We start from the raw sequence: 22,608 nt of genomic DNA, 5'->3' as shown, positions 1-22,608 counted from the left end.
CTTCGTACGCCGTTGGGGGCTCAGCCCCGCGGATACCGGGCCAGCCACCCCGGCGCCGACCCGGCGGGTCCGTGCAGCGCCGGGCCCTGGGTCATCTCCATGGCGAAGTCGTCGGAGAGTTCGAGCATCGTGGGGCGGCCTTCGAGCTCGGTCAGCCAGGCCGGCGGGAGGGCGGTCTCGCCGTGCAGGGCACCGAGCAGACCGCCGGTCAGGGCGCCGGCCGCGGCGGAGGGGCCGTCGTGGTTGACGGCGAGGCAGAGCCCATGCCGGACGTCCTCCCCCACCAGGGCGCAGTACACGGCGGCCGCGAGCAACCCGTCCGCCGACCCGTCCGCGGCGAGCTCCTCGACCCGTGCCGGGGTGGGCATGCCCTGCCGTACGGCCCCCAGCGCGTGCTGCAGGGCGTCCGACACGGGCTGATGCCCCGGCCGGGCGGCGAGCAGGGCGAGCGCGTGCTGCACGGCCGCGTCGAGGCTCTCGCCGCGGGCGAGCCCGTGCACGATGACGGCGTACGCCCCCGCCGACAGATAGGCGATCGGATGCCCGTGAGTCTGCGCCGCGCATTCGACAGCCAGCTGCACGACGAGCTGCGGCTCCCACCCCACGAGCAGCCCGAAGGGCGCGGAACGGGCCGTCGCCTCGGGGCCCAGCTCGGCCGGGTTCTTGGGTGAGTCGAGCGTCCCCATGGTCTCGTCGCCGAAGCCGAGGAGGAGGGAGCGGGCGGGGTCACGCCGGGCGTACAGCCACTCCTCGCGGGCGAGCCACCCGTCATCCTTCCGCCGCTCGTCGGGCCCCCAGTCCCGCTGGGTGGCGGCCCAGCGCAGATACGCCCGATGCAGATCGGTGGGCGGATGCCAGGCGCCCGTGTCCCGGCGCACCTGGGCCCGTATCAGCCCGTCGACGGAGAAGAGGGTGAGCTGGGTGAGATGCGTGACGGCACCGCGCCGCCCGTACCCGAACCCGAGATCGACGAGCCCCTCGGCCCCGTACTGCTCCCGGATCTCCTCCAGCCCGAGCCCGTCGACGGGCGCCCCCAGGGCGTCCCCCACGGCGGCCCCGAGCAACGTCCCCCGCACCCGGCTCCGAAAGTCCTGCTGCTCGACACGGCCCCAGACGGCCCCGGCTGTCGCACCCACCAAGACCTCCCCATCGGCACCGCCCGTACGCACGACTGCCCAGCACTGTAATCGACAGGGAATGGTCGACTCAGGGTGCGGAACGGTATGCGTGGTGTGACCGATGTGGTCGTGAGTGGTCAGTTATCGCCCGTCGAAAGCGACATCGCCGTCGCTGCGCGGTGCTTGTCTTGGGGATCACTTCCGGGCCTTCTACGCCGCCGACCGGGCCGTACGGCAGTCTCGGCAGCGGCCTGAGCGCGGTGACCGGAAGGCTCGGTCGCAGCCGTCGCAGTTCTGGAGGGGGTCGGGGCGGGCGGCCTCCGGGTCGGGGCCGAAGGGCTCGAAGGGTGGCGGGAGGAGGGCGGTGAGGCGGTGGGCCAGGAAGCCCGCCGGGTGACGTACGCCTTCCGACGGGAGATCCGCCGCGAGCGTTCGCTGTACGGCCTCGGGGGCGACGCCCCGTTCCAGCCAGGCGGCCACGGCGGGCGCGAGGCGGCGTACGTCGCGCTCGGCGAGGTGGAGGCGGGGGTCGAGGGTGCGGAGACCTGCCAGTACGTTGCGGGCGGTGCGGTGGGCGGGCAGGTCGGGTGCGTCCGGGACGGGCAGCGCGGCATTGGGCGCTGTGTGCGCCGGTTGTTCCGGCTCCTTGGGGTCCGGGGCCGGTTCGCGGCGGGGCGCGGGGGCTGCGGGGCCCCTCCGCGTCCGGGGCTTGTTGTAGGAGATCGTGCGCGTCACGATCTGCCCCGACGGCAGGCGCTCCTTGGTGCGGGACAGATAGCCGTGCTTCTCCAGCTCGCGCAGGGCGGCGATCCGCGTCTCGCCCTCGGGGAACTTGGCCGCGAGGACCTTGATGCCGACGGGGGTTCCGGTCGGGAGCGACTGGATGTGCGCGGCCAGACCGATGGCCGTGAGCGAGAGATCGGGATGCTGGGCCAGATGGTTTCCGACCACGGTGAACTCTTCGTTGTGGCGTTGGTCCACGTGGGCAACTCCGAGGGAGGAACGGCCGGAACGGGAGCGCGTGTGCGCGCTAAAGTGCTGCTCAGTCATCGGGAAGGTCCTGTCTTCCTGGGTGATGAGGCCCTCGTTCGGGATGCCAGTCCCGGCGGGGGCCGTTTGCTGTGTGCGGTTGTCTGTCGGAGCCGACGCTGCCCGATCAATCCACCGACGCGCCAGCCGAATTGGACGCGATCACCCGACCGAGTGAACAGGGGTTCGGTGCGTGACGGGCTGGGTGGGGTGGGTTTGGTTCTTTCCCCGGTTCTTTGTCTTTGGCGTCGGGCGCGGCCGAGTCACTGGTCCGTGCGATCCGGTGCCAACTCAGCCCATACCGTCTTGCAGTTGGCCGGCGCCTCGTCCACGCCCCAACGGTCGGCGTACGCCGCCACGAGGCGCAGCCCTCGCCCCGATTCCGCGCACTCCGGAGCCGAGTCCTTGATGCGCGGCATCCGGTCGCCCCTGGCGTCGGTCACCTCGACGCGGAGGGTGTGGGCCGCGTCGAGCCTCAGCGAAAGCCTGAAGTCCCGGCCCGGTACGCGGCCGTGGAGGACGGCGTTCGCCGCGAGTTCGGCCACGACCTGCTGGGCGACATCGGACGGCTCGCCCCAGTCCGCGAGTTGACGTTCCGTGAGCAGCCGGGCGAGTCGGGCGCCCCTGCGGGTTGCGGACAACAGCAAGGTGAAGTGCCGTACTGCGGTGGCGGCTTGAGTGGTTTCCTGGTTCACGTCACTCAGCGTGGTCACTTCTGCCTACCCTGAACAGCGCTGGCGTCGGTACGGAGCGCGACTGTCCGGGTACGGTCCGGGGTCGTACGGCTCGTACGCGGGAGGAGTGGGCTGGTGGAGGACGAGGAGGCTGCGGCCGTAGTCAGAACGGTCGGCCGTCAGATCAAGGCGTGGCGGGAGGACGCCGGGATGCGGCAGGCGGAGTTCGGAGCCGCGATCGGGTACGGCGAGGAGATGGTCTCGTCGGTGGAGCGGGGCCGCAGGATTCCCAAGCCGGACTTCCTGGACAAGGCCGATGAGGTGCTCGGCGCGGGCGGGAAGATCGCCGCGATGAAGAAGGACGTGGAGGAGGCTCGGTATCCGAAGAAGGTGCGGGATCTGACCAAGCTGGAGGAGGAGGCCGTCGAACTGGGCGCCTACGCCAGTCTCCAGATCCATGGGCTGCTGCAGACGCCGGAGTACGCACAGGCGTTGTACGCGATGCGGCGGCCCGCTTACACGGAGGAGGAAATCGACCGGTACGTCGCAGCGCGCATGGCGCGGAAGGCCGTCTTCGACCGCGTGCCCCGGACACTGGTGACCTTCGTCCAGGAGGAGACGACGCTGCGGCGGCCCATCGGGGGCAGAATGGTGCTGCGACGGCAGCTCGAACACCTGCTGGAGATCAGCGAGTTGCGGCACGTCGAGATCCAGGTGATGCCAACGGACCGGGAGGACCACGCAGGCCTGATGGGGCCGTTCCGCGTGCTGAAGCTCCGGGACGGCAAGGCACTTGGGCACTCAGCAAGCCAGCTGCACGAGAGAGTGATCAGTGACCCCCGGGAGGTCCAGATCCTGGAAATGCGCTATGGAATGATCCGGGCGCAGGCGCTCTCGCCCCGGGAGTCGCGGGCCTTCATCGAGAAAGTACTGGGAGAAGAGACATGACCTCCGCGCTGGACTGGTTCAAGAGCAGCTACAGCGGCAACGACGACTCCGACTGCGTCGAAGTCGCGATAGCCACGGTCAACGCCACCGTCCACGTACGGGATTCCAAGGACAGGGACGGCGCGCGGCTCGCCTTCGCGGGAGGCGCGTGGGGTCAGTTCGTGGGGTTCTCTGCGGGACGTTGACTCAGGGCGTGCAGATCTCTAACTCGTAGAGCCCCTCATGCGGATAACGGTAGACCGTGGGGACGGAGACCTCGATATCGCGGGCGACTTGAGACAGCCGCGCCCGTCGACGATCCACCGAAGGACGAGGACCCCTGCCTGAAGAGGCCCAGAGCGCGGGGTGCCCTTGTGAGGGCCGAGCGCATTCGGTCGCGGCCGTGGATGCTGGGCACCGCGATCTTGCGGGTCTTCGAAGTTGAGCGGTGCGCGGACGCCGGGCGCCGACTGGTAAGCCGCGAGGATGTGACAGTTTCCGCGGGAGTGTCACATCCCCGGCTTACGAGGGCCCTGGGGGCGGACGCCGACCAACAGGGGCGCACCGCTCAAATTCGAAGACCCGATCTTGCTGGACCATGGGGGCGTCCGAGCCAGAGACCTGTTCGATCTACTCCACGCGGTGACAGAGGCCGGCAGAGCCGACGTCAAGCACAGGCAAGGATGCGAAGCCGCAGCACCGCTAGATGGTCCCCAATATCACCCCACATTCTCAGTACGTGTGGACGCCGGGGTCCGTCACCTGCAATTACGCTGGTCAGCCTGCGAGTTGACGGCAAATCAATGTTCGTGCTTGTCCGCTGGAATTCGCGGGTGTTGCCGTCAGCGTTGCCGTCAGCCGGGTTCTACGGCAGCAGGGTGAGCGTGGGGATGTGCTCGGGCTTGACGACTGTGAAGTGGCGGCGGTCGAGAGTGGCGATCCGGTCCACCTCGTAGCGTTCCGCGACGGCGATCACCGATGCGTCGACCGCGCCGAGCGGGAAGTCTGCGTACCGAGTGATCAGCTCACTGACCCGCAACAAGTCGTCCGGGGTGAGGTTGACGAGCTCGAAGAAGCCTTTGGCTACGTGCTCAATGAAGACGGCTTCGATGTGCGGCCAGTGCCCCAGCTACCAGCTCACTTCGGCCAAGACCGTCGCGGGCAGGAGCTTGCGGCCCCGGAGCTGGGAGAAGAACGCGGCACACTGCGCGTGGTGCTTGTCCATGACGTTGAAGAACGCCACCAGCGGACCGGTGTCGAGGACCGTAGTGATCACTCGGCGGCACTCCGCTTGCGCTCTGTACGCTCGCGGATGTACTCGTCGTGGTTCTCGGCGTAGTCAGTCGGCGCTTCGATGCTGCCACACAGCGCGAGGAAGCTCTCGGGGAGGAGATCGCCCTCCTCGTCCCCCGCCGCCTCTCGGTCGGGGAGGGCTTCGGCGAGCTCCTCGTCCTGGCTGATGATCAGCCGCAGTCGCCGCGCCTGCTGCGGACTGAAGTGCTCCAGTGCGTACCGCAGATCTTCAAAGTCGCGTGCTGCCGTCATGGGGCAAGTCTGGCACGGTCTGGCTCTGACTGCCCTGGCGCTTTGACCTCCAATTCCGGGCCCGCCTCGTTTGCTCGCGGGGTTGGGGGGGACCTTGGGTCGGGGGTCCGGTGGCGCCAGCGGGTCCCCCTTCTTCGGACTCATTCGCCGGGAACCTCCGGCGGCTCGACAGGGCCGTAGTCGCCACCCTCAGGCTTCATCAGGGTGGCGTACAGCTCCTTGTCGGCGTAGATCTCTGCCGTCGGCTTCCAGGCCGCGATCAACGGGACCAGCGGTCCGAGCGTGCCGAGATCGGTGGCTGCCCTGGCAGTGTCCATGAACTCCACCAGGAACTCCCTCACCGCATCCTCCGGCAGGAAGCGCACCCACGGAAACGCCTCGGGGAACACACCCGTCAGCATGGTCACAGCCTTCGGGTCGCTCTTCATCAACGCAACGAAGAGCCGGGTAGTGGAGTCGACCACCTCTGTGACCGCGCCGTGAGCCCGAAGCGTGGCGATGACGTTGCTCCACCGGCACCTGTTCTGGCTCAAAAGTGCCCAGCCGCATCCCCTTTCACAGGGAAGATGGCTGTCATGTCCACAAACCCACGCGCCTTAACGCTTGCCGCCGCCCTCCTGACCGGCACCGTCGCCCTCTACACCGCCCTCGTGGCCTTCGGGAACATCACCGACTTCGGGACCAATCAGCAGTTCGTCAGACATGTCCTCGCCATGGACACCACGTTCAAGGACGACGACCTGATGTGGCGGGCCATCACCAGTGAGGGGCTGCAGGACGCCGCCTACATCGCGATCATCGGCTGGGAGACGCTCGCCGCGCTCGTGCTTCTCTACGGGACCTGGCTGTGGATCCGGCGGGATCACGGCCGGGCGCGGAGTGTCTCCACGTACGGGCTGCTCATGCTCATGCTGCTCTTCGGTGCCGGGTTCATCGCGATCGGCGGGGAGTGGTTCGCCATGTGGCAGTCCGACACCTGGAACGGGCTCGACGCCGCCCTGCGGGTGTTCCTGCTCAGCGGGGTCGTGCTGCTCGTCGTCCAGTCGACCGGCGGCAAGAGGGCCGACTCCGCTAGCTGAGCACCACTACCGTCGTCCCCGCCTCACCGAACGTCCACAGGGCCGCCCCGTCCGCCGTGCGCATGCGCACCCCGCCGGTCTGGGTGCCGGACGCGGCCGGCGGAGGCGAGGAGCCGTCCACCGCGTTGGAGAAGGCGACGTTGACGCCGGACTTCGCGGCGAAGTACACGATGCGCTCGATCCGCACCCCGTCGGAGCCGGTGATGGCACCGCGGGTGCGGGTCGAGACCGTGTAGGTGCCGGGGTCGGGGCTCACCGTGCCCGGCCAGACGGCGAAGGTGCGGCGCGGTGTGTCACTCGCGTCCACCAGCCACACCCGCTTCTCGCCGACGGAGTAGACGATCCGGCGGCCGGTGCCGGAGTCGTCCGGGACCACGGTGGACTCGGTCTTCTCCGGCGCCGGGGACGGCTTCGTACCCGGCGTCGCCGACGCGCTCGGGCGGCTCTCCGTGGTGGCGGTGGGGTGCGGGCCCTGGTCCGCCTTCACGGTCAGGAAGGCGACCACCGCTACCGCTCCCACTGTCAGGCCGGTCACCCAGGCCCACGAGGGAACCCGACGGGCAGGCACGGGCACGCATCTCCTCAGTGACAGGACCCCTCCAGCAGGGGTCCGATCATCGTACTGCGAGCCGCCTCCAGCCCTGCCCTCAGTCCAGCACCGGCAGCAGCTCCGGCAGGTGCCCGTCCGAGGCGGACGCCGCGCGCTGCCGTTCCTCCGGCACCTCGCCGTACAGCGTCATGCGCGGCTTCGCCGGGCGGCCCGCCGCGTCCGCCACCGCGATCAGGTCCCTGACCGACTTGTACGAGCCGTACGACGAGCCCGCCATCCTCGAGATCGTCTCCTCCATCAGCGTGCCGCCGAGGTCGTTGGCGCCCGAGCGCAGCATCTCCGCCGCGCCCTCGGTGCCGAGCTTCACCCAGCTGGTCTGGATGTTGGGGATGTGCGGGTGCAGCAGCAACCTCGCCATCGCCGTCACCGCGCGGTTGTCCCGCATCGTCGGACCCGGCCTCGAAATGCCCGCCAAGTACACCGGCGCGTTCGTGTGGATGAAGGGGAGCGTGACGAACTCGGTGAAGCCGCCGGTGCGTTGCTGGATGCCGGCGAGCGTGCGCAGGTGGCCCAGCCAGTGGCGCGGCTGGTCCACGTGGCCGTACATCATCGTCGAGCTCGACCGGATGCCCAGCTCGTGTGCCGTCGTGACGACCTCGATCCAGGTCGCCGTCGGCAGCTTGCCCTTGGTCAGCACCCAGCGGACCTCGTCGTCGAGGATCTCGGCGGCCGTGCCGGGGATGGAGTCCAGCCCGGCCTCCTTCGCCGCCGTGAGCCACTCGCGGATCGAAAGACCCGTCCTGGTCGCGCCGTTCACGACCTCCATGGGCGAGAACGCGTGGACGTGCATGCCGGGGACGCGGGACTTCACCGCGCGCGCGATGTCGAAGTACGCCGTCCCCGGCAGGTCCGGATGGATGCCGCCCTGCATGCAGACCTCCACCGCGCCCACGTCCCAGGCCTGTTGGGCCCGGTCGGCGACCTGGTCCAGGGAGAGCGTGTACGCGTCGGCGTCCGTGCGGCGCTGTGCGAAGGCGCAGAAGCGGCAGCCCGTGTAGCAGACGTTGGTGAAGTTGATGTTCCGCGTGACGATGTATGTCACGTCGTCGCCGACCGCCGACTTGCGGACGTCGTCCGCGATCCGGGTCAGGGCGTCCAGCGCCGGGCCGTCCGCGTGCAGCAGGGCCAGCGCCTCGGCGTCGGTCAGCCGGGTCGGGTCGTCGGCCGCGGTCCGCAGTGCCTCTCGTACGTCCGTGTCGATGCGCTCCGGCACCATGCCGGGGGCGGCTGCCTCGCGCAGGGCGCCCCAGTCGCCGTACACCTCGTCGAAGTCGTCGCGGCGGTCGGACGTACGGCCCTCGGTGTCGATCGACGCGTGCAGATCCGTACGGCCGGACGGGACGAACACCTCCTCCGGCTCCTGCCACGGGTGGCCCTCGACCACCGCGTCCGGGCGGGCCAGGCCCGTCTCCGGGTCGGCGAGTGCCCGTACGTGCGGCAGCAGCCGCGGGTCCAGCCAGGGCTCGCCCCGCCGTACGAACTCCGGGTACACGCAGAGACGTTCCCGCAGTTCGAAGCCGGCCGCGGCGGACCTGTCGGTGAGCTCCTCGATCTGCGGCCAGGGGCGTTCCGGGTTCACGTGGTCGATGGTGAGCGGGGACACTCCGCCCCAGTCGTCGATACCGGCGCCGATCAGGCGCTCGTACTCGGAGTCGACCAGGTTGGGAGGGGCCTGGAGGCAGGCGCTCGGGCCCATGATGTGGCGGGCCACCGCCACCGTGGCGACCAGCTCGTCGAGTTCCGCATCCGGCATGCCGCGCATCGCGGTGTCCGGCTTGGCGCGGAAGTTCTGGATGATCAGTTCCTGGATGCCGTGGTACGAGCGGGACACCCGGCGCAGCGCGAAGAGGGACTCGGCGCGCTCCTCGAAGGTCTCGCCGATGCCGATCAGCAGACCGCTGGTGAAGGGGACGGACGAGCGCCCCGCGTCCTCCAACACCCGCAGCCGCACCGCCGGTTCCTTGTCCGGGGAGCCGTGGTGCGGGCCGCCCGGCTCCGACCACAGCCGCTCAGCCGTCGTCTCCAGCATCATGCCCATGCTCGGCGCGACCGGCTTCAGGCGCTGGAAGTCCGTCCAGGACATGACCCCCGGGTTGAGGTGCGGCAGCAGCCCCGTCTCCTCCAGGATGCGGATGGAGATGGCGCGGACGTAGGCGATGGTGTCGTCGTAGCCGTGCGCGTCGAGCCACTCGCGCGCCTCCGGCCAGCGGTCCTCGGGCTTGTCGCCGAGGGTGATCAGGGCTTCCTTGCAGCCGAGGGCGGCGCCCTTGCGGGCGATGTCGAGGACCTCGTCGGGGGACATGAACATCCCGTGGCCGGCCCGGCGCAGCTTGCCGGGGACGGTGACGAAGGTGCAGTAGTGGCACTTGTCCCGGCACAGCCGGGTGAGGGGGATGAAGACGCTCTTGGAGTACGTGATGACGCCGGGACGGCCCGCCGCCTCGAGGCCCGCGTCGCGCACCCGGGCGGCGGACGCGGTGAGGTCGTCGAGGGCCTCACCGCGGGCCTGGAGAAGGACGGCCGCCTCGCCGGCGTCGAGGGTGACGCCGTCCCTGGCGCGTTTGAGGGCGCGACGCATGGAGTTCTCGGTCGGGCCGGTTCCGGAGGTCGCGGAGGTCGTCATCCTTCGAGCATACGAGCGGGGTGATCAGAGCAGACAGGCACCGCTCGGATCGCCCCCGGGCGGCGGGCGTTACACGGTGTCATCGGAGTTGGGGAGAAACGCCGCGTATCCGTCCAGGGCGCTCAGCACCTCGGCCTCCCCCGCCGGCGGCAGCTGGACGACGACCTCCTCGATGCCGAGCTCCGCGTAGTGCGCGAGCTTGCCCGGGGTCGGGTGGACGGCGTACGGGACGACCTGGAGGGCGCCCGGGTCGCGGCCCGCGTCGACCCAGGCGGCGCGGAGGAGCGGCAGGGTCTCGCCGAGTCCCCGCCCGCCGATCGGGAGCCAGCCGTCGGCGTACTCGCAGATGTGGGAGAACAGCTTGGGTCCAGCCGCTCCGCCGATGAGCGTGCGGGGGCCGACGACCGGGCCGCGCGGCTTCTGTACGGGCTTGGGGTGGGCGGAGCTGGCGCGCACGCTGCCGAACTCCCCGTCGTAGGCGGTGGGTTCGTCGGCCCAGAGGGCGCGCATGAGGGCCATCCGGTCGCGGACGAGCTCGCGCCGGGTACGCCACTGCACGCCGTGGTCGGCGGCCTCCTCCACGTTCCAGCCGAAGCCCAGCCCGAGGGTGAACCGTCCGCCGGACAGGTGGTCCACGGTCGCGATCTGCTTGGCGAGGTCGATCGGGTCGTGCTGGGCGACCAGCGTGATGCCGGTGCCGAGGCCGAGGCGGTCGGTGACGGCCGCGGCCTGGCCGAGGGCGACGAAGGGGTCGAGGGTACGGCCGTACTCGGGCGGCAGGTCGCCGCCGGCCGGGTACGGGGTGGTCCGCTCGACGGGGATGTGGGTGTGCTCCGGGAGGTACAGCCCGGCGAAACCGCGCTGCTCCAGCTCACGGGCGAGTCGGGTCGGGGTGATCGTCTCGTCGGTGAGGAAGATCGTGACGGCGATACGCATGGAGTGCCTCTCGGTACGCGGCGGGTCCTCTTCTTGTACCCGGCCGCGCCTCTCCTGTCCATACCGACCAGTCGGCATCGGCATCGGGCGCGTTCTGCTCGTGACGGGTGCCGCCGTCGCGCCTACGTTGGGAAGCGTGAGCTTCGCGTCGGCCGCCGAGGGCCGGGACGACCAGGAGACGAGGACGGTGCGCGGGACGCTGCCCGCCGGCTCGCCCGACTTCGTGTACGTGCCCGTAGAAGTCCCCAGCGGTGTAAGGGAGTTGCGCGTCTCGTACACCTACGAGAAGCCGTCCGTCCCGGCGGGCACCCCGGGCAACGCCCTGGACGTCGGCATCTTCGACGAGCGGGGCACCGAGCTCGGCGGGACGGGCTTCCGGGGCTGGTCGGGAGGGGCCCGCACGGAGTTCTTCCTCCGCGCGGACGACGCGACGCCGGGGTACCTCCCCGGGCCGGTGCGGGAGGGCACGTGGCACATCGCGCTCGGGCCGTACACGGTGGCGCCGCAGGGCCTGGCGTACGAGATCACGATCGCGCTGACCTACGGCGAACCGGCGCCCGTCGTGCCCCCCGTGTATCCGCCGGAGCGGGCGAAGGGGCGGGGGCGGGACTGGTACCGGGGTGACTGCCACATCCACTCCTGGTACTCGGACGGCCGCCGTACGCCCGCCGGGATCGCGGCGCTGGCGCGGGCGGCCGGCCTGGACTTCATCAACAGCTCCGAGCACAACACGTCGTCGGCGCACGCGCACTGGGCGGACGTGGCGGGTGACGACCTGCTGATCATGCTGGGCGAGGAGGTCACGACGCGGAACGGGCACGTGGTGGCACTCGGCACCGAGCCGGGGACGTTCGTGGACTGGCGGTACCGGGCCCGCGACAACCGCTTCGGCCGGTTCGCCCGGCAGATCCGGCGGGCGGGCGGCCTGGTCGTACCGGCCCACCCGCACGCCACCTGCGTCGGCTGCAACTGGAAGTTCGGGTTCGGCGAAGCGGACGCGGTCGAGGTGTGGAACGGGCCCTACACGCCCGACGACGAGATGACGCTGGCCGACTGGGACAGCATGCTCGTCGCGTCGGTGCGGGCGGGGCAGACAGGGCAGTCGGGGCGTGAGTGGATTCCGGCCATGGGGAACAGCGACGCCCATCGCGCCCCGGACGTCGTCGGGCGCCCGCAGACCGTCGTCCTCGCCGACGGCCTGAGGCGGGAGGCCGTTCTGGAGGGGATCCGGGCCGGGCGGTCGTATGTCGCCGAGTCCGCGAAGATCACGCTGGGGTTCACGGTGACGGGGGGTCCGGGTGAACGGGCGGGTATCGGGGAGCGGTTGGAGACGGATCGCGATACGCCGGTGACGGTCCGGCTGGAGGCGGCGGGGGCGCCGCGGTGTGTGGTGCGCTTCGTGACCGATCAGGGGGTGCTGTTCAGCAGTGCGCCGTTGCCGGTGTCGGGGGTGGGGGTGGTGGAGTGGCGTACGTCGGCCTCGTATGCGGCGTATGTGCGGGCGGAGTTGCGGCATGACGCTGCCGCTGGGCCTTTGCCGGGAGTCATGGCGGCGTTCACCAATCCGGTGTTTCTCGGGCGGCCGGCTGAGGGATCTGGGGGGCGGTGATTCGTCTGCGGGGCGGTGGGGGCTGGTCGTGCAGTTCCCGTGTGGCGTGCTCGCGTTACGTGCTACAGCTCGAAGAGCATTGCTGAGACCTCTCACCGAACGTCATGACAAGGAGCGCCACCGCCGATGTCCCGCCTCACCGACCTCAGGTTCCGTGCCGCCACCACATTCCAGCGGCGCGTCGGTAATCCGCTCCTCCGTCGTCTCCCCCTCCAGACGGTCCTGGAGACCACGGGCCGGGTCTCCGGGCAGGCCCGGCAGACGCCGGTGGGCGGGCGTCGGGTCGGGGATTCCTTCTGGCTGGTCTCGGAGTTCGGGGAGCGGTCGCAGTACGTGCGCAACATCAAGGCCGATCCGCGGGTGCGGGTGCGGATCCGGGGGCGGTGGCACACGGGGACGGCTCATCTGATGCCGGACGACGATCCGGTGGCGCGGCTGCGGAGTCTGCCCCGGGCCAACAGCCTGGCGGTGCGGGCGTTGGGGACGGATCTGCTCACCATACGGGTGGATCTGGTGGAGTGAGGCGGCCCGCCCCCCACCCTCACGCGTGCAGCGTCGCCTCGCCGGTCACGCGTACGCCGGTCTCCTCCCCCGGGCCGATGGGCAACGGGCCCGCGACCCGGACGTCCACCGGCGCGTCCATCCCGTCCACGGCGACGCTGACCATGGCGTCGTGGCCGTAGAAGCAGACATCGGTCACCGTGCCCCGTACCGCGTCCGCCGTGTCCGTGTCGGCGAGCCGCAGCTGCTCGGGGCGTATCACCACCGTGCCGGTGCGCCGTCCGCCGGGCGGGGCGGCGAGGGTGACGGGGCCGAGGGGTGTGGTGGCCGTGGCGCCGCCGTTGCCGACGGTGCCGGGGAGCAGGACGGCGTCGCCGACGAAGCCGGCGATCCAGGGGTCGGCGGGGAGCCGGTAGAGGTCCTGCGGGGTGGCGCACTGAGCGACCCGGCCTTCGCGTACGACGGCCACGACGTCGGCGCTGGACAGGGCCTCCTGCTGGTCGTGGGTGACCAGCACCGCCGTGGCCCCGGTCGCCCGCAGCGCGGTCCGTACGTCGGCCCGCACCCCGGCGCGCAGGGCGCTGTCGAGGGCGTTGAACGGCTCGTCGAGCAGGACGAGTTCGGGGCGCGGGGCGAGTGCCCGGGCCAGGGCGATGCGCTGCTGCTGGCCGCCGGACAGCTCGTGCGGCATGCGGTCGCCGTAGCCGGCGAGGCCGACGAGTTCGAGCATCTCCTCGGTGCGGCGGCGCCGTTCGGCCCGGTCGAGGCCGGTCAGTCCGAACGCGACGTTGCGGGCCACGCTCAGGTGCGGGAAGAGGGCGCCCTCCTGCGGCACGATGCCGACACGGCGCCGCTCCGGGGGCAGTTGGACGCCGGGCCCGACGAGGGTGCGGCCGCCGACCGTGACCGTGCCGGTGTCGGCGCGCAGGAAGCCCGCGACGATGCGCAGCAGGGTGGTCTTGCCGCAGCCGGAGGGGCCCAGTACGGCGGCCAGGGCGCCGCCCGGCACCGTGAGGTCGAGGCCCTGGAGGACGGGGGCCCCGGGGCCGTAGGACTTGGTCAGTCGCTCGATGCGGAGGTCGTTCATGTGCGGTGCCTGCCCAGGAGGTAGGAGGGGACGGCGGCGAGCAGGATGAGCGCGGCGGCGTAGGGGGCGGCGGCCGCGAAGGAGCCGGCTCCGGTCTCGGTCCACAGCCGGGTGGCGAGGGTGTCCATACCGGTGGGGCGGAGCAGGAGGGTGGCGGGGAGTTCCTTCATGCAGACGACGAAGGTGAGTGCCGCCCCGGCCGCCACGCCGGGGGCTGCCAGCGGCACCGTCACCTCGCGCAGCACCCGCAGCGGGCGCCGCCCCAGCGAGCGGGCGACGTCCTCCAGTACGGGTGGCGCCTGGAGTACGGCGGCCCGGGTGGCGGCGACCGCGACGGGCAGGAAGAGGACGGCGTAGGCGCAGACCAGCAGGGGGAGTTGCTGGTAGAGCGGGTAGGCGTAGCGGACCGCGAAGAAGACGAGGGCGAGCGCGACGGTGATGCCGGGCAGCGCGTGTCCGGCGTAGGCGGCCTGTTCCAGGAGCCGTGCGCCGCGGCCCCGGTGGCGGGCGGCGATCACACCGACGGGCAGGGCGAGCAGGGTGGTGAGGCCGGCTCCGGCGGCGGCGACGCCGAGGGTGGCCCAGGCGGCTCCGGCGAGGCCGTCGAGGTCCCAGGTCGCGGAGGTGCCGGCGGCCAGCCAGTAGCCGAGGGAGCCGAGCGGGAAGACCACGGCGACGGCCGTCACCCCCGCACACCAGGCCAGCGCGGGGATCCGCCAGCGGCCCAGCGGGAGCGGGACGGCCGGGCGTGCGGTGCCGCCGCCCGTCCTGGCGTGGCCCGCGCGCCCGCGGGTACGGGCCTCGGCGGCGACCAGCGCCACCGTCATCACCACCAGCACGACGCTGAGGGCGGCGGCCGGGGTGCGGTCGAAGGACGCCCGGTACGAGGTGTGGATGGCCCGGGTGAAGGTGTCGTACCGCATCAGTGAGACCGCGCCGAAGTCGGAGAGCACGTACAGCGCGACGAGCAGCGCACCGCCCGCGGCGGCCGGGCGCAGCTGCGGCAGGGTGACGCGGAGGAAGGTGCGCAGCGGACCGTGTCCGAGGGAGCGGGCGGCCTCTTCCTGGGCCGGGTCGATGCCGCGCAGGGCGGCCGCCACCGGCAGATGGACGTAGGGGAAGCTGACGAGGGTGAGCGCGAGCGCGGCCCCCGTGAACCCGGCGATCTCGGGGACGGCGGCCAGCCAGGTGAAGGCGGCGACATAGCTGGGCACGGCCAGCGGCAGCGTGGCCAGTACGCCCCAGGCGCGGGCGCCGGGCAGGGCGGTGCGCACGGTCAGCCAGGCCAGCGAGACGCCCAGCACCAGACAGGCCGCCACGACGACCGCGGTGAGGCCGAGGCTGCGGCCGAGCAGGAGCAGGGTGCGTTCGTCGGCGACGACGTCCCAGGCGTAGCCGGGGCCGCGTTCGAGGGCGCGGACGGCGAGGTAGCCGAGCGGGAGCAGAGCGAAGGCGGCGGCGACGCAGGCCGGGACGACGAGCAGCAAGGGGGCGCGGCGGCCGGCGCGGGCACGCCGGCGCCCGGCCGGGGCGGTGTGCCCGGCCGGGCGGCCGTCGGGGGCCGGGCGCTGCCCGGGGTCCGTGGCCTGGTGGGACCCGCGCGGCGGGGGCGGCGGCGCGGGATCGAGTGCGGTCATTCGGCTTACGGTCCTCAGACCAGTCCGACGTCCTGGAGCATGGCCAGCGTCTCCTGGAGGGATTCGAGCTTGCCGAGGTCGATGTCGGGGGCTTCCAGGGAGTCCAGCGGCGGCAGGTCCTCGACCGGGCTGGTGACGCCGGCGGCCAGCGGGTACTCCTTGGTCTGCTCGGCGAAGTAGGTCTGGGCCTCCTTGGAGAGCAGGTAGTCGACGGCCTTGCGGGCGGTCGCGCTCTGCCCGCTGTCCGCGAGCACTCCGACACCGGCGGTGTTGATCAGCGCGCCGGGGTCGCCGCCGGGCAGGAAGTGCAGCTTGGCGCCGACCTTGTCCTCACCCTTCTCGGCGACCCGCTCGTACCAGTAGTAGTGGTTGACCAGGCCGAGGGAGACCTCCCCGGACTCGACGGCGTCCAGCGTGGCGAGGTTGTTGGCGTAGGTCTTGGCGCCGTTGTCCTTCAGTGCCTTGAGCCAGTCGCGGGTGGCGTCGTCACCCTCCAGGACGCGCATGCCGGTGACGAAGGCCTGGAAGGAGGCGTTGGTCGGGGCGAAGCCGACCTTGTCCTTCCACTCCGGCTTCACCACGTCGTGGACGCTGTCGGGGGCCTTGCTGACCTTGTCCGGGTTGTACGCGATGACGCGGACGCGCCCGGAGACGCCGGTCCAGTCGCCGTCGGAACCGCGGTAGGCGGCGTCGACCTTGTCGAGGGTGCCCTGGGGCAGCTTCTCGAGCATGCCCTCCTTGGACAGGGCCCCGAGCGCCCCGGCGTCCTGGGAGAAGAACAGCCCCGCCTTGGTGCGGTCGCCCTCCTCCAGGATCTGGGCGGCGAGCTCCGCGCTGTCGCCGTAGCGGACGTCGACCTTCGCCCCGACGGCCTTCTCCAGCTTGTCCAGGATCGGCTTGACGAGCTTCTCGTTACGGCCGGAGTAGATGACCAGGGACGAGGATCTGCCGTTGCCGTCGCCGTCATCCGACGCGGCACTGTCGTCGTCGGAGCCGCACGCGGCCAGGACGGGGAGGAGCAGAGCGGCCGCGACGAGCGCGGTGCTACGGCGGGCCATGGGGCGTCGCATGGTGGTGCCTTCCTGCGGATCCTGTGAGCATGTTATGAATAAGGTAAAGCTAACCTTATCGTCAAGATGTCTGTGTTACCGGCGTAGCCGCCACGGAAAGGGCGCACCTCCGTGACAACCCCCTCCGGCGCCCTTCCGGACGCCAGAAGAACGTCTCCATCCCCCCGCGGCCGTCGGAGACGGGCCCCGCATCCGGTCAGCCGGTCCACCACGACGGCCCGCCACACCGTGCCGTTCGCCCGCGACCTCGCGGCGTACGGCGACCGGGTGGCCGTACGCACCGCCGACGGCGAGCTGTCCTACCGCGACCTCGCCGCCCGCGTGACCGCGACCGCCGCCCGCCTGGGCACGACCCGCCGCCTGGTACTCCTGGCCGGCGCCAACCGGCTCGACGCCCTCGTCGTCTACCTCGCCGCCCTGGCCGCCGGCCACCCCCTCCTCCTGGTCCCCGGCGACAACGACACCACGCTGCGCTCGCTGGTCGCCGCGTACGACCCGGACGTCGTGGTCCGCCCCCGTACCGAGACCGAGGGGGATGCCACGACCTGGCTGCTCGACGAGCGACGCCCCGGCTCGACCCACACCCTGCACCCCGACCTGGCCCTGCTGCTGTCCACGTCCGGCTCGACGGGCTCCCCCAAGCTGGTGCGGCTCTCACACGCCAACCTCCAGTCCAACGCCGAGTCCATCGCCACGTACCTGGACATCCGGGACGGCGACCGCGCGGCCACAACCCTGCCGATGCACTACTGCTACGGCCTGTCCGTCATCAACAGCCATCTGACGCGCGGCGCCGGCCTGATCCTCACGGACCTGTCGGTCTCCGACACCACCTTCTGGGACCTGTTCCGCACCGCCCGCGGCACGGCCCTGGCCGGCGTCCCGTACACCTTCGACCTGCTGGACCGGGTGGGCTTCGACCGGATGCGGCTGCCGCACCTACGCGTGGTGACGCAGGCCGGCGGCCGACTGGCACCCGAGCGGGTCGCCCGGTACGCCGAGCTGGGCCGCCGCGCGGGCTGGGACCTGTTCGTGATGTACGGGCAGACCGAGGCGACGGCCAGGATGGCGTACCTCTCCCCGGCCCTCGCCGCCGAACGCCCACAGGCCGTAGGCGTACCGATCCCCGGCGGCTCCTTCCGCCTCCGCCCCCTGGAAGGACTCGAAGGACTCGACGAACCGGACACGGGCGAGCTGGTCTACTCCGGCCCGAACGTCATGCTGGGCTACGCCGAAAGCCCCGCGGACCTCTCCCTCGGCCGCACCGTCGCGGAGCTGCACACCGGGGACATCGCCCGGCGGGCCCCCGACGGGCTGTACGAGATCGTGGGTCGCAGCAGCCGGTTCACCAAGGTCTTCGGGCTGCGTATCGATCCACAGCGGGTGGAGGCGCTGTTGGAGGAGCGGGGGGTCACGGCCTTCTGCACGGGGGATGACGAGGCGCTGGCGGTGCTGGCGCTGGGGGCGGCGGAGGGGGCCGACGCGGCACGGATCCGGCGTGAGGTGGCGGAGGGTTGTGGCCTGCCGCCGCGCGCGATACGGGTAGGGATCGCGCCCGAGCTGCCCCGGCTCGCGTCGGGCAAGCCGGACTATGAGGCGGTACGCCGACTGGTGCACGAGTCGCACTGCGAGTCCTCCGAGCCTCCCTCTGAGCCGGCGGCCCCGACGCCCCGCCGGGGCACCACCACCGACGCCCTGATCGACCTCTACGCCCGCATCCTCGACCCGACCGATGCCGATGTCACCGAGGACAGCAGCTTCGTGAGCCTGGGCGGCGACTCACTCTCGTACGTGGAGATGTCGCTGCAACTGGAGCAGACCCTGGGCGAACTGCCCGCCGACTGGCACACGACGCCCATCAGGGAGCTGAGCGCAGGCGCTGCGAACCAGGACAAGGGCAAGGGCAAGGGCAAGGACACGGCACACCCCCCGCGCCGCGGCCGCGGACTCCGGCGCACGCTGGAGACCGGTATCGCCCTGCGGGCGGTCGGGATCGTCCTGATCGTGTCCTCGCACATACCCGTCGTGTTCGTCCAGGGCGGCGCCCATGTCCTGCTCGGAGTCGCCGGCTTCAACTTCGCCCGCTTCCACCTCTCCGCGCACGAACGCCGGGAGCGCCTGCGGCGGCTGTGGCGCAGCATCGCGCGCATCGCCGTACCGAGCATGGTGTGGATGGCCTTCGTGCTGCTCCTCACCCGCGAGTACGACCTCGCCAACCTCGTGCTCGCCAACAGCCTCTTCGAGCAGGACAACTCCCATCCCGAGTGGCGGTACTGGTTCGTCGAGGCGCTGGTCTACTTCCTGACCGGGCTGGCGCTGCTGCTGGCCGTCCCCCTGCTGGACCGCGCGGAACGCCGCAGTCCGTTCGGCTTCGCGCTGGCGCTGGTGGGGCTGGGCCTGGTCGGCCGCTACGACCCGTGGGGCATCGCCCACATCCGCTACCACCTGAGCCCGACGGTGGTCTTCTTCCTGTTCGCGCTGGGCTGGGCGGCGGCACGGGCGCGTACGACGTCCCAGCGCCTGCTACTGACGGCAGTTCTGCTGGCCACCGTGCCCGGCCTGTTCCCCGGCGGCCAGCCCCTGCGCACCTCGATCGTCGTCGGCGGCCTGATCCTGCTCCTGTGGATCCCGACCCTGCCGAGCATCGACCCGCTCAACCGCCTGGCTGGCGTCCTGGCGGGCAGCTCGCTGTACATCTACCTGACGCACTTCCACGTCTATCCGTATCTGCGGGACGACTCGCCGGTGCTGGCGCTGGTGGTGTCGCTGGTGGTGGGGGTGGCGTACGGCGTGGTTGCGAGCCGTTTGACGCGGCGGGTGTCCGCAGCGCTGTAAAGGTCATGGCCTGGCACAGCTAAGGCAAGGTCATCGCAAAGATGGTCCCGCCACCAGGCCGGTCAGATGCGCCAAGATCGAACTAATCATCCCCATCCCGCCCTTTGCCATGGTGCTGATTCCACGGCGGCTTTGACATGACCACCAGAGCCTCACAACAGAAAACAAACGGGAGAAAACATGCGCAAGCTGGCAGCGGGTGCCCTGGCTGTGGGCCTCTTCGCCATGGGGGCCGGCACGGCAGTCGCCGCTACGTGGCACACCATTCCGAAGATGTCGACCTCGGGTGCCGAGTTCAACAGCGGCAAGTGCACGTGGTGGCCCGCGGGCACCACGGACGGTGCCTTCGAGTGGAAGGGCAACCTCAAGGACACGATCTCCGGTGACGGTCACATCGTGTACATGCAGGTGAGAGTCGAGGGCTACGACTGGAGCCGTTACAACGGCAAGCAGAAGAAGAGCGTCCCCCTGAACTACCGTAACTGAGCGCCGGCGCAGCGCTACACCGACGACGCGTACATCCGCGTCTGCCGTGACAAGGGTTCGTTCAACCCCGACAACTGCTCGCCCACCAAGCACTACCAGCGGTAAGCGATCGTCCCGCCGTCCGAACTCCCCGCAGACGCGCGCCCCGAGACCGGGCAGTACGTCCTCACCAGCAGCTCAGACCCCGACCAGGTCCGCAAGGTCCTCGACGGCATCGCCGCCGTCGCCCCGATCGCCGAGATCGAACTGGTCGGCGTGAACATCGAGGGCCTCGAGCAGATCGCCGTCCTCGAAACGCTGCTCACCGTCGGCATGATCGTGGGTCTTGTCATCGGAACCGCGGCCTTCGTCGTCTCGGCAACCGACCGCGCGGTGGAGCGGCGCGCACAGGCCACCGCCATCACCCTGATCGGCGCCCGGCCGCGCACCATGCGGGCGGTGCAGTGCGTCCAGGTCGTACTGCCGCTGAGCGTCGGCCTCGTCCTGGCCCTCGTGACGGGCAAGCTCGCCGAGTCCAGCTATCTGATCACCGGCGGCAGCGAGATCTACTGGGACCTCGCCGGCCTCCCGGTCCTCGCGCTCGCGGCAGCGGGGGTGGCGGCCGTGTCCGCCCTCGGCACACTGCCGCTCGTCGGGCGGCGCATCGACCCGGAACTGATCCGCCGCGTCTGATCGCGTCCGCGCTCGTCGGCCGCGCTTCTTCGGCTCGGCTTGCTCCACCTCGGGCAAGCCGAGCCGACGGTCTCACGTCAGATCACCGAACGCCTTCCTGACGGCGGCTCGGCTTCCTCAGCGCGTGCGTCTTCGAGGGCCGTCATGATCTCCGGAGAGTTCCTGATCAGGACCCGGTGCCGGTAGGCCCGGACCACGGCTGCGGCCCCTTCGAAGTCGTCGGTCGGGGACGCTCCTATGGCGGCCGCCAGCTCCTCCTCGAAACGCTCCCGGTCGCCCGGGAAGCCGTAGCGGCTGAGCGCGCCGCGCAGGTCGTCCACGGTCCGGATCTCCGGCAGCGGCATCGCCCCACTCACGGCGCCACCGCCCCGCACTCCGCCCACAGCAGCTTCCCGCCCCTGGAAGCCCCGAGCTCCCGCAGCACCGACACGCCCCACGCGTCCGCGCAGCCCCGCACCAGGTGCAGGCCGCACCCATGCTCGGCCTCGGCATCCGGTACGTCGTCGGGAGCGCCGCCCTTGAAGCCGGGCGGCACCCGGACGTCACCGTCCCACACCCCCACACGCAGCCGTCCGGCGAGGTCGAGGACGCGCAGGGCGTACGGGCCGGTGGTGTGCTGGTGGGCGTTGGTGAGGAGTTCGGAGGCCAACAGCTCGGCGGTGGGGGTGAGTTGGGTGAGGTCGTGGGCGGCCAGGACTGCGCGGAGGGTGGTGCGGGCGACGCCTGGGGCCCTCGGATCGCGGGGAAGGTGCAGGGTGTAGTTCCAGGACGGGGATACGGTGGCCATGGAAGTCGCCGGTCACAGAGGGGAGTTGGACGGATGCCTGGTGTCTCTGCCGTGGCGTCCCACGGTGCGCTTCCGGGCGGGGCGCCTGACAGGCAGAATAGGGTTACGCAAGGAATGTTTTCACCGGTCGACCGGATTCCTTTAGAGTTCCACTCGTGTGAGTGACACCCCAACTCAGCTCATTTCGGGGAGTAATCCGACATGGCAGGCAGAGCTGCCCCCACCGCCCGCCGCACGCGGCTCGGCACCGAGCTGCGCAAGCTACGCGAGCGCGCCGGGATGACCACCACACAGGCGGCCAGCCTGCTGGGCACCAGCTCTGGGCAGTTGAGCAACATCGAGGTGGCCCGGTTCGGCGTGAGCGCGGACCGGGTGCGGGTGATGGCCCGCACCTACTCCTGCACGGACCCCGCCTTGGTCGAGGCACTCGTCGAGATGACCGGAGAACGCCGCCGGGGTTGGTGGGCGGAGTACCGCGAGATCCTCCCGCCCAGGCTCCTCGGCCTTGCCGAGATCGAGCACCACGGCACCCATCTGCACGCCGCACACAGCATGCACGTCCCCGGCCTGCTCCAAACCGTCGACTACGCACGTGAGATCTTCCGCCAGGCCGTACCCGAAATGTCACCGCCCGAGATCGAGCACCGCCTCTCGTTCCGTATCAAGCGGCAGGCCGTGCTGTACCAGACGGACCCGATCCCCTACCGGGCGGTGATCCATGAGGCGGCCCTCCTCATGAGGTTCGGCGGTCCGGACGTGACTCGCGCCCAACTGCAGCACCTGCTCAAGGTGAACGACCACGACCACGTGACGGTCCGCGTGATTCCATTCGACGCGGGCTCCTATCCAGGGTCCGGCCAGTCGGTTTACTTCGTGAGAGGCTCAGTCCCAGCACTCGACACGGCACAGTTGGATCAGTCCCACGGCCCGGTCTTCATCGACTCCGAAGCTCAACTGGCGCAGTACAGGCTGCTTCTGGACCGTCTGGAAGCCACGGCCCTCAGTCCTGTCGAATCCCGGAACCTCATCCACAGCCTCACGCAGAATCTGTGAAGGAACCCGAGATGCCCCACATCACCTGGCAGAAGTCGTCCTACTGCGCCCAAGGCGAAGCCTGCGTCCATATATCCGCCGCCTCCCAAGCCATCCACCTCACCGAGAGCGCCGACCCGACCCAAGCCGTCCTCACCACCAGCCCCACCGCCTTCGGCGCCCTGCTCGACACGCTGAAGTCGCCCAACACGCCTTGACCCGGCGCCCCTCAAGGTCGTTCAGGCCGATCTCAGGAGCTCTGGGTTCCCCTACCCCCTACGATCACGACGCGCCGATCACATACGAGCGGCGAAGCGACTTCGACAACGCGGCCCTCAACGCGCTGCATGG

Annotated in this window: 25 protein-coding genes; 10 read left to right on the top strand and 15 right to left on the bottom strand. The window is 70.7% G+C overall.

Features of this window, described 5'->3' with window-relative positions; genetic code table 11:
* Positions 1-20: 20 nt before the first annotated feature.
* The 3 genes from AQJ91_RS23005 to AQJ91_RS22995 all read right to left on the bottom strand — a co-directional run bounded on the left by AQJ91_RS23005 (position 21) and on the right by AQJ91_RS22995 (position 2,842).
* Complete coding sequence (locus tag AQJ91_RS23005) at positions 21-1,136, bottom strand: ADP-ribosylglycohydrolase family protein (RefSeq protein ID WP_067024949.1); 1,116 nt, start codon at positions 1,134-1,136, stop codon at positions 21-23.
* Positions 1,137-1,328: 192 nt separating this feature from the next.
* Positions 1,329-2,168, bottom strand: coding sequence for a DNA-binding protein (locus AQJ91_RS23000; protein WP_067024946.1), 840 nt, complete (start codon positions 2,166-2,168; stop codon positions 1,329-1,331).
* A gap of 242 nt (positions 2,169-2,410) precedes the next feature.
* Complete coding sequence (locus AQJ91_RS22995) at positions 2,411-2,842, bottom strand: ATP-binding protein (RefSeq protein WP_067025344.1); 432 nt, start codon at positions 2,840-2,842, stop codon at positions 2,411-2,413.
* Between the two features lie 114 nt (positions 2,843-2,956).
* Here AQJ91_RS22995 and AQJ91_RS22990 point away from each other — a divergent pair, with 114 nt between their 5' ends.
* Positions 2,957-3,769, top strand: coding sequence for a helix-turn-helix domain-containing protein (locus AQJ91_RS22990; protein ID WP_067024943.1), 813 nt, complete (start codon positions 2,957-2,959; stop codon positions 3,767-3,769).
* The gene (locus tag AQJ91_RS22985) at positions 3,766-3,954 is read left to right on the top strand and encodes a DUF397 domain-containing protein (RefSeq protein ID WP_067024939.1); all 189 of its coding nucleotides are present in this window, start codon (positions 3,766-3,768) and stop codon (positions 3,952-3,954) included. The genes AQJ91_RS22990 and AQJ91_RS22985 overlap by 4 nt, the downstream gene beginning before the upstream one ends.
* Positions 3,955-4,613: 659 nt before the next feature.
* Here AQJ91_RS22985 and AQJ91_RS54505 read toward each other — a convergent pair.
* The 4 genes from AQJ91_RS54505 to AQJ91_RS22970 form a co-directional block, all read right to left on the bottom strand.
* Positions 4,614-4,844 (bottom strand): PIN domain-containing protein, encoded by a 231-nt coding sequence (locus tag AQJ91_RS54505; protein ID WP_199848011.1) that lies wholly within the window; start codon positions 4,842-4,844, stop codon positions 4,614-4,616.
* Between the two features lie 33 nt (positions 4,845-4,877).
* Positions 4,878-5,024, bottom strand: coding sequence for a hypothetical protein (locus tag AQJ91_RS54500; RefSeq protein ID WP_199848004.1), 147 nt, complete (start codon positions 5,022-5,024; stop codon positions 4,878-4,880).
* Complete coding sequence (locus tag AQJ91_RS22975) at positions 5,021-5,293, bottom strand: hypothetical protein (RefSeq protein ID WP_234382780.1); 273 nt, start codon at positions 5,291-5,293, stop codon at positions 5,021-5,023. Before AQJ91_RS22975 ends, AQJ91_RS54500 begins: the two co-directional genes overlap by 4 nt.
* A 140-nt stretch (positions 5,294-5,433) precedes the next feature.
* Positions 5,434-5,721, bottom strand: coding sequence for a hypothetical protein (locus tag AQJ91_RS22970; protein WP_234382778.1), 288 nt, complete (start codon positions 5,719-5,721; stop codon positions 5,434-5,436).
* A gap of 138 nt (positions 5,722-5,859) precedes the next feature.
* Here AQJ91_RS22970 and AQJ91_RS22965 point away from each other — a divergent pair, with 138 nt between their 5' ends.
* Entirely contained in the window at positions 5,860-6,372 is a 513-nt protein-coding gene (locus AQJ91_RS22965) for a DUF2165 domain-containing protein (RefSeq protein ID WP_067024934.1), read from the top strand.
* On the opposite strand, the gene AQJ91_RS22960 is transcribed toward AQJ91_RS22965, so the two are convergent.
* The 3 genes from AQJ91_RS22960 to AQJ91_RS22950 form a co-directional block, all read right to left on the bottom strand.
* The gene (locus tag AQJ91_RS22960) at positions 6,365-6,940 is read right to left on the bottom strand and encodes a L,D-transpeptidase (RefSeq protein ID WP_067024931.1); all 576 of its coding nucleotides are present in this window, start codon (positions 6,938-6,940) and stop codon (positions 6,365-6,367) included. The two genes, AQJ91_RS22965 and AQJ91_RS22960, sit on opposite strands and share 8 nt — an antisense overlap.
* A 79-nt stretch (positions 6,941-7,019) precedes the next feature.
* A complete protein-coding gene (locus tag AQJ91_RS22955) occupies positions 7,020-9,605 on the bottom strand; it encodes a bifunctional FO biosynthesis protein CofGH (protein ID WP_067024928.1) in 2,586 nt (861 codons plus the stop codon).
* Between the two features lie 69 nt (positions 9,606-9,674).
* Positions 9,675-10,541, bottom strand: a complete 867-nt coding sequence (locus AQJ91_RS22950) for an LLM class F420-dependent oxidoreductase (protein WP_067024925.1) — start codon at positions 10,539-10,541, stop codon at positions 9,675-9,677.
* A 76-nt stretch (positions 10,542-10,617) separates the two neighbouring features.
* Here AQJ91_RS22950 and AQJ91_RS22945 point away from each other — a divergent pair, with 76 nt between their 5' ends.
* Together AQJ91_RS22945 and AQJ91_RS22940 are read left to right on the top strand one after the other, a co-directional pair.
* Positions 10,618-12,150 (top strand): CehA/McbA family metallohydrolase, encoded by a 1,533-nt coding sequence (locus AQJ91_RS22945; protein ID WP_079085154.1) that lies wholly within the window; start codon positions 10,618-10,620, stop codon positions 12,148-12,150.
* 126 nt (positions 12,151-12,276) lie between these two features.
* On the top strand, positions 12,277-12,672 hold the full coding sequence (locus AQJ91_RS22940) for a nitroreductase family deazaflavin-dependent oxidoreductase (protein ID WP_067024919.1): 396 nt from the start codon (positions 12,277-12,279) through the stop codon (positions 12,670-12,672).
* A gap of 19 nt (positions 12,673-12,691) precedes the next feature.
* Here AQJ91_RS22940 and AQJ91_RS22935 read toward each other — a convergent pair whose 3' ends face one another.
* The 3 genes from AQJ91_RS22935 to AQJ91_RS22925 are packed head-to-tail and all read right to left on the bottom strand — an operon-like array spanning position 12,692 to position 16,445.
* Positions 12,692-13,738, bottom strand: a complete 1,047-nt coding sequence (locus AQJ91_RS22935; protein WP_067024916.1) for an ABC transporter ATP-binding protein — start codon at positions 13,736-13,738, stop codon at positions 12,692-12,694.
* Positions 13,735-15,375, bottom strand: a complete 1,641-nt coding sequence (locus tag AQJ91_RS22930) for an ABC transporter permease (protein ID WP_079085134.1) — start codon at positions 15,373-15,375, stop codon at positions 13,735-13,737. The genes AQJ91_RS22935 and AQJ91_RS22930 overlap by 4 nt, the downstream gene beginning before the upstream one ends.
* A 14-nt stretch (positions 15,376-15,389) precedes the next feature.
* The gene (locus tag AQJ91_RS22925; protein ID WP_067024913.1) at positions 15,390-16,445 is read right to left on the bottom strand and encodes an iron ABC transporter substrate-binding protein; all 1,056 of its coding nucleotides are present in this window, start codon (positions 16,443-16,445) and stop codon (positions 15,390-15,392) included.
* Between the two features lie 228 nt (positions 16,446-16,673).
* Here AQJ91_RS22925 and AQJ91_RS22920 point away from each other — a divergent pair, with 228 nt between their 5' ends.
* The 3 genes from AQJ91_RS22920 (at position 16,674) to AQJ91_RS22910 (ending at position 20,438) form a co-directional block, all read left to right on the top strand.
* Positions 16,674-19,280, top strand: coding sequence for an AMP-binding protein (locus tag AQJ91_RS22920; RefSeq protein WP_067024910.1), 2,607 nt, complete (start codon positions 16,674-16,676; stop codon positions 19,278-19,280).
* Positions 19,281-19,460: 180 nt separating this feature from the next.
* Positions 19,461-19,766: a hypothetical protein gene (locus tag AQJ91_RS55870; protein ID WP_234382775.1), complete on the top strand. Its 306-nt coding sequence runs from the start codon at positions 19,461-19,463 to the stop codon at positions 19,764-19,766.
* Positions 19,767-20,021: 255 nt separating this feature from the next.
* Positions 20,022-20,438 (top strand): hypothetical protein, encoded by a 417-nt coding sequence (locus AQJ91_RS22910; protein WP_067024907.1) that lies wholly within the window; start codon positions 20,022-20,024, stop codon positions 20,436-20,438.
* 77 nt (positions 20,439-20,515) lie between these two features.
* Here AQJ91_RS22910 and AQJ91_RS22905 read toward each other — a convergent pair whose 3' ends face one another.
* Both AQJ91_RS22905 and AQJ91_RS22900 read right to left on the bottom strand, forming a co-directional pair.
* On the bottom strand, positions 20,516-20,794 hold the full coding sequence (locus AQJ91_RS22905) for a hypothetical protein (protein ID WP_159054626.1): 279 nt from the start codon (positions 20,792-20,794) through the stop codon (positions 20,516-20,518).
* Positions 20,791-21,225: an ATP-binding protein gene (locus tag AQJ91_RS22900; protein WP_067024901.1), complete on the bottom strand. Its 435-nt coding sequence runs from the start codon at positions 21,223-21,225 to the stop codon at positions 20,791-20,793. The genes AQJ91_RS22905 and AQJ91_RS22900 overlap by 4 nt, the downstream gene beginning before the upstream one ends.
* A gap of 201 nt (positions 21,226-21,426) precedes the next feature.
* Here AQJ91_RS22900 and AQJ91_RS22895 point away from each other — a divergent pair, with 201 nt between their 5' ends.
* Together AQJ91_RS22895 and AQJ91_RS22890 are read left to right on the top strand one after the other, a co-directional pair.
* Positions 21,427-22,278, top strand: coding sequence for a helix-turn-helix domain-containing protein (locus tag AQJ91_RS22895; RefSeq protein ID WP_067024898.1), 852 nt, complete (start codon positions 21,427-21,429; stop codon positions 22,276-22,278).
* An 11-nt stretch (positions 22,279-22,289) separates the two neighbouring features.
* Entirely contained in the window at positions 22,290-22,475 is a 186-nt protein-coding gene (locus tag AQJ91_RS22890) for a DUF397 domain-containing protein (protein WP_199848003.1), read from the top strand.
* The last annotated feature ends 133 nt before the right edge of the window (positions 22,476-22,608 follow it).

This window comes from Streptomyces dysideae, assembly GCF_001514305.1.
In the GTDB taxonomy this organism is placed as follows: Bacteria; Actinomycetota; Actinomycetes; order Streptomycetales; family Streptomycetaceae; genus Streptomyces; species Streptomyces dysideae.
The sequence above is the reverse complement of the archived record's forward strand: the minus strand, read 5'-3'. Positions and strand labels throughout refer to the sequence as shown.

Excerpts from the sequence above, each read along its gene's own strand:
- AQJ91_RS22930 (WP_079085134.1), bottom strand. The coding sequence starts at position 15,375 with ATGACCGCACTCGATCCCGCGCCGCCGCCCCCGCCGCGCGGGTCCCAC.
- AQJ91_RS22975 (WP_234382780.1), bottom strand. The coding sequence starts at position 5,293 with ATGACGGCAGCACGCGACTTTGAAGATCTGCGGTACGCACTGGAGCAC.
- AQJ91_RS55870 (WP_234382775.1), top strand. The coding sequence starts at position 19,461 with ATGCGCAAGCTGGCAGCGGGTGCCCTGGCTGTGGGCCTCTTCGCCATG.
- AQJ91_RS22965 (WP_067024934.1), top strand. The coding sequence starts at position 5,860 with ATGGCTGTCATGTCCACAAACCCACGCGCCTTAACGCTTGCCGCCGCC.
- AQJ91_RS22895 (WP_067024898.1), top strand. The coding sequence starts at position 21,427 with ATGGCAGGCAGAGCTGCCCCCACCGCCCGCCGCACGCGGCTCGGCACC.
- AQJ91_RS22890 (WP_199848003.1), top strand. The coding sequence starts at position 22,290 with ATGCCCCACATCACCTGGCAGAAGTCGTCCTACTGCGCCCAAGGCGAA.
- AQJ91_RS22950 (WP_067024925.1), bottom strand. The coding sequence starts at position 10,541 with ATGCGTATCGCCGTCACGATCTTCCTCACCGACGAGACGATCACCCCG.
- AQJ91_RS22985 (WP_067024939.1), top strand. The coding sequence starts at position 3,766 with ATGACCTCCGCGCTGGACTGGTTCAAGAGCAGCTACAGCGGCAACGAC.
- AQJ91_RS22925 (WP_067024913.1), bottom strand. The coding sequence starts at position 16,445 with ATGCGACGCCCCATGGCCCGCCGTAGCACCGCGCTCGTCGCGGCCGCT.
- AQJ91_RS22935 (WP_067024916.1), bottom strand. The coding sequence starts at position 13,738 with ATGAACGACCTCCGCATCGAGCGACTGACCAAGTCCTACGGCCCCGGG.
- AQJ91_RS22970 (WP_234382778.1), bottom strand. The coding sequence starts at position 5,721 with ATGAAGAGCGACCCGAAGGCTGTGACCATGCTGACGGGTGTGTTCCCC.
- AQJ91_RS23000 (WP_067024946.1), bottom strand. The coding sequence starts at position 2,168 with ATGACTGAGCAGCACTTTAGCGCGCACACGCGCTCCCGTTCCGGCCGT.
- AQJ91_RS22900 (WP_067024901.1), bottom strand. The coding sequence starts at position 21,225 with ATGGCCACCGTATCCCCGTCCTGGAACTACACCCTGCACCTTCCCCGC.
- AQJ91_RS22940 (WP_067024919.1), top strand. The coding sequence starts at position 12,277 with ATGTCCCGCCTCACCGACCTCAGGTTCCGTGCCGCCACCACATTCCAG.
- AQJ91_RS22955 (WP_067024928.1), bottom strand. The coding sequence starts at position 9,605 with ATGACGACCTCCGCGACCTCCGGAACCGGCCCGACCGAGAACTCCATG.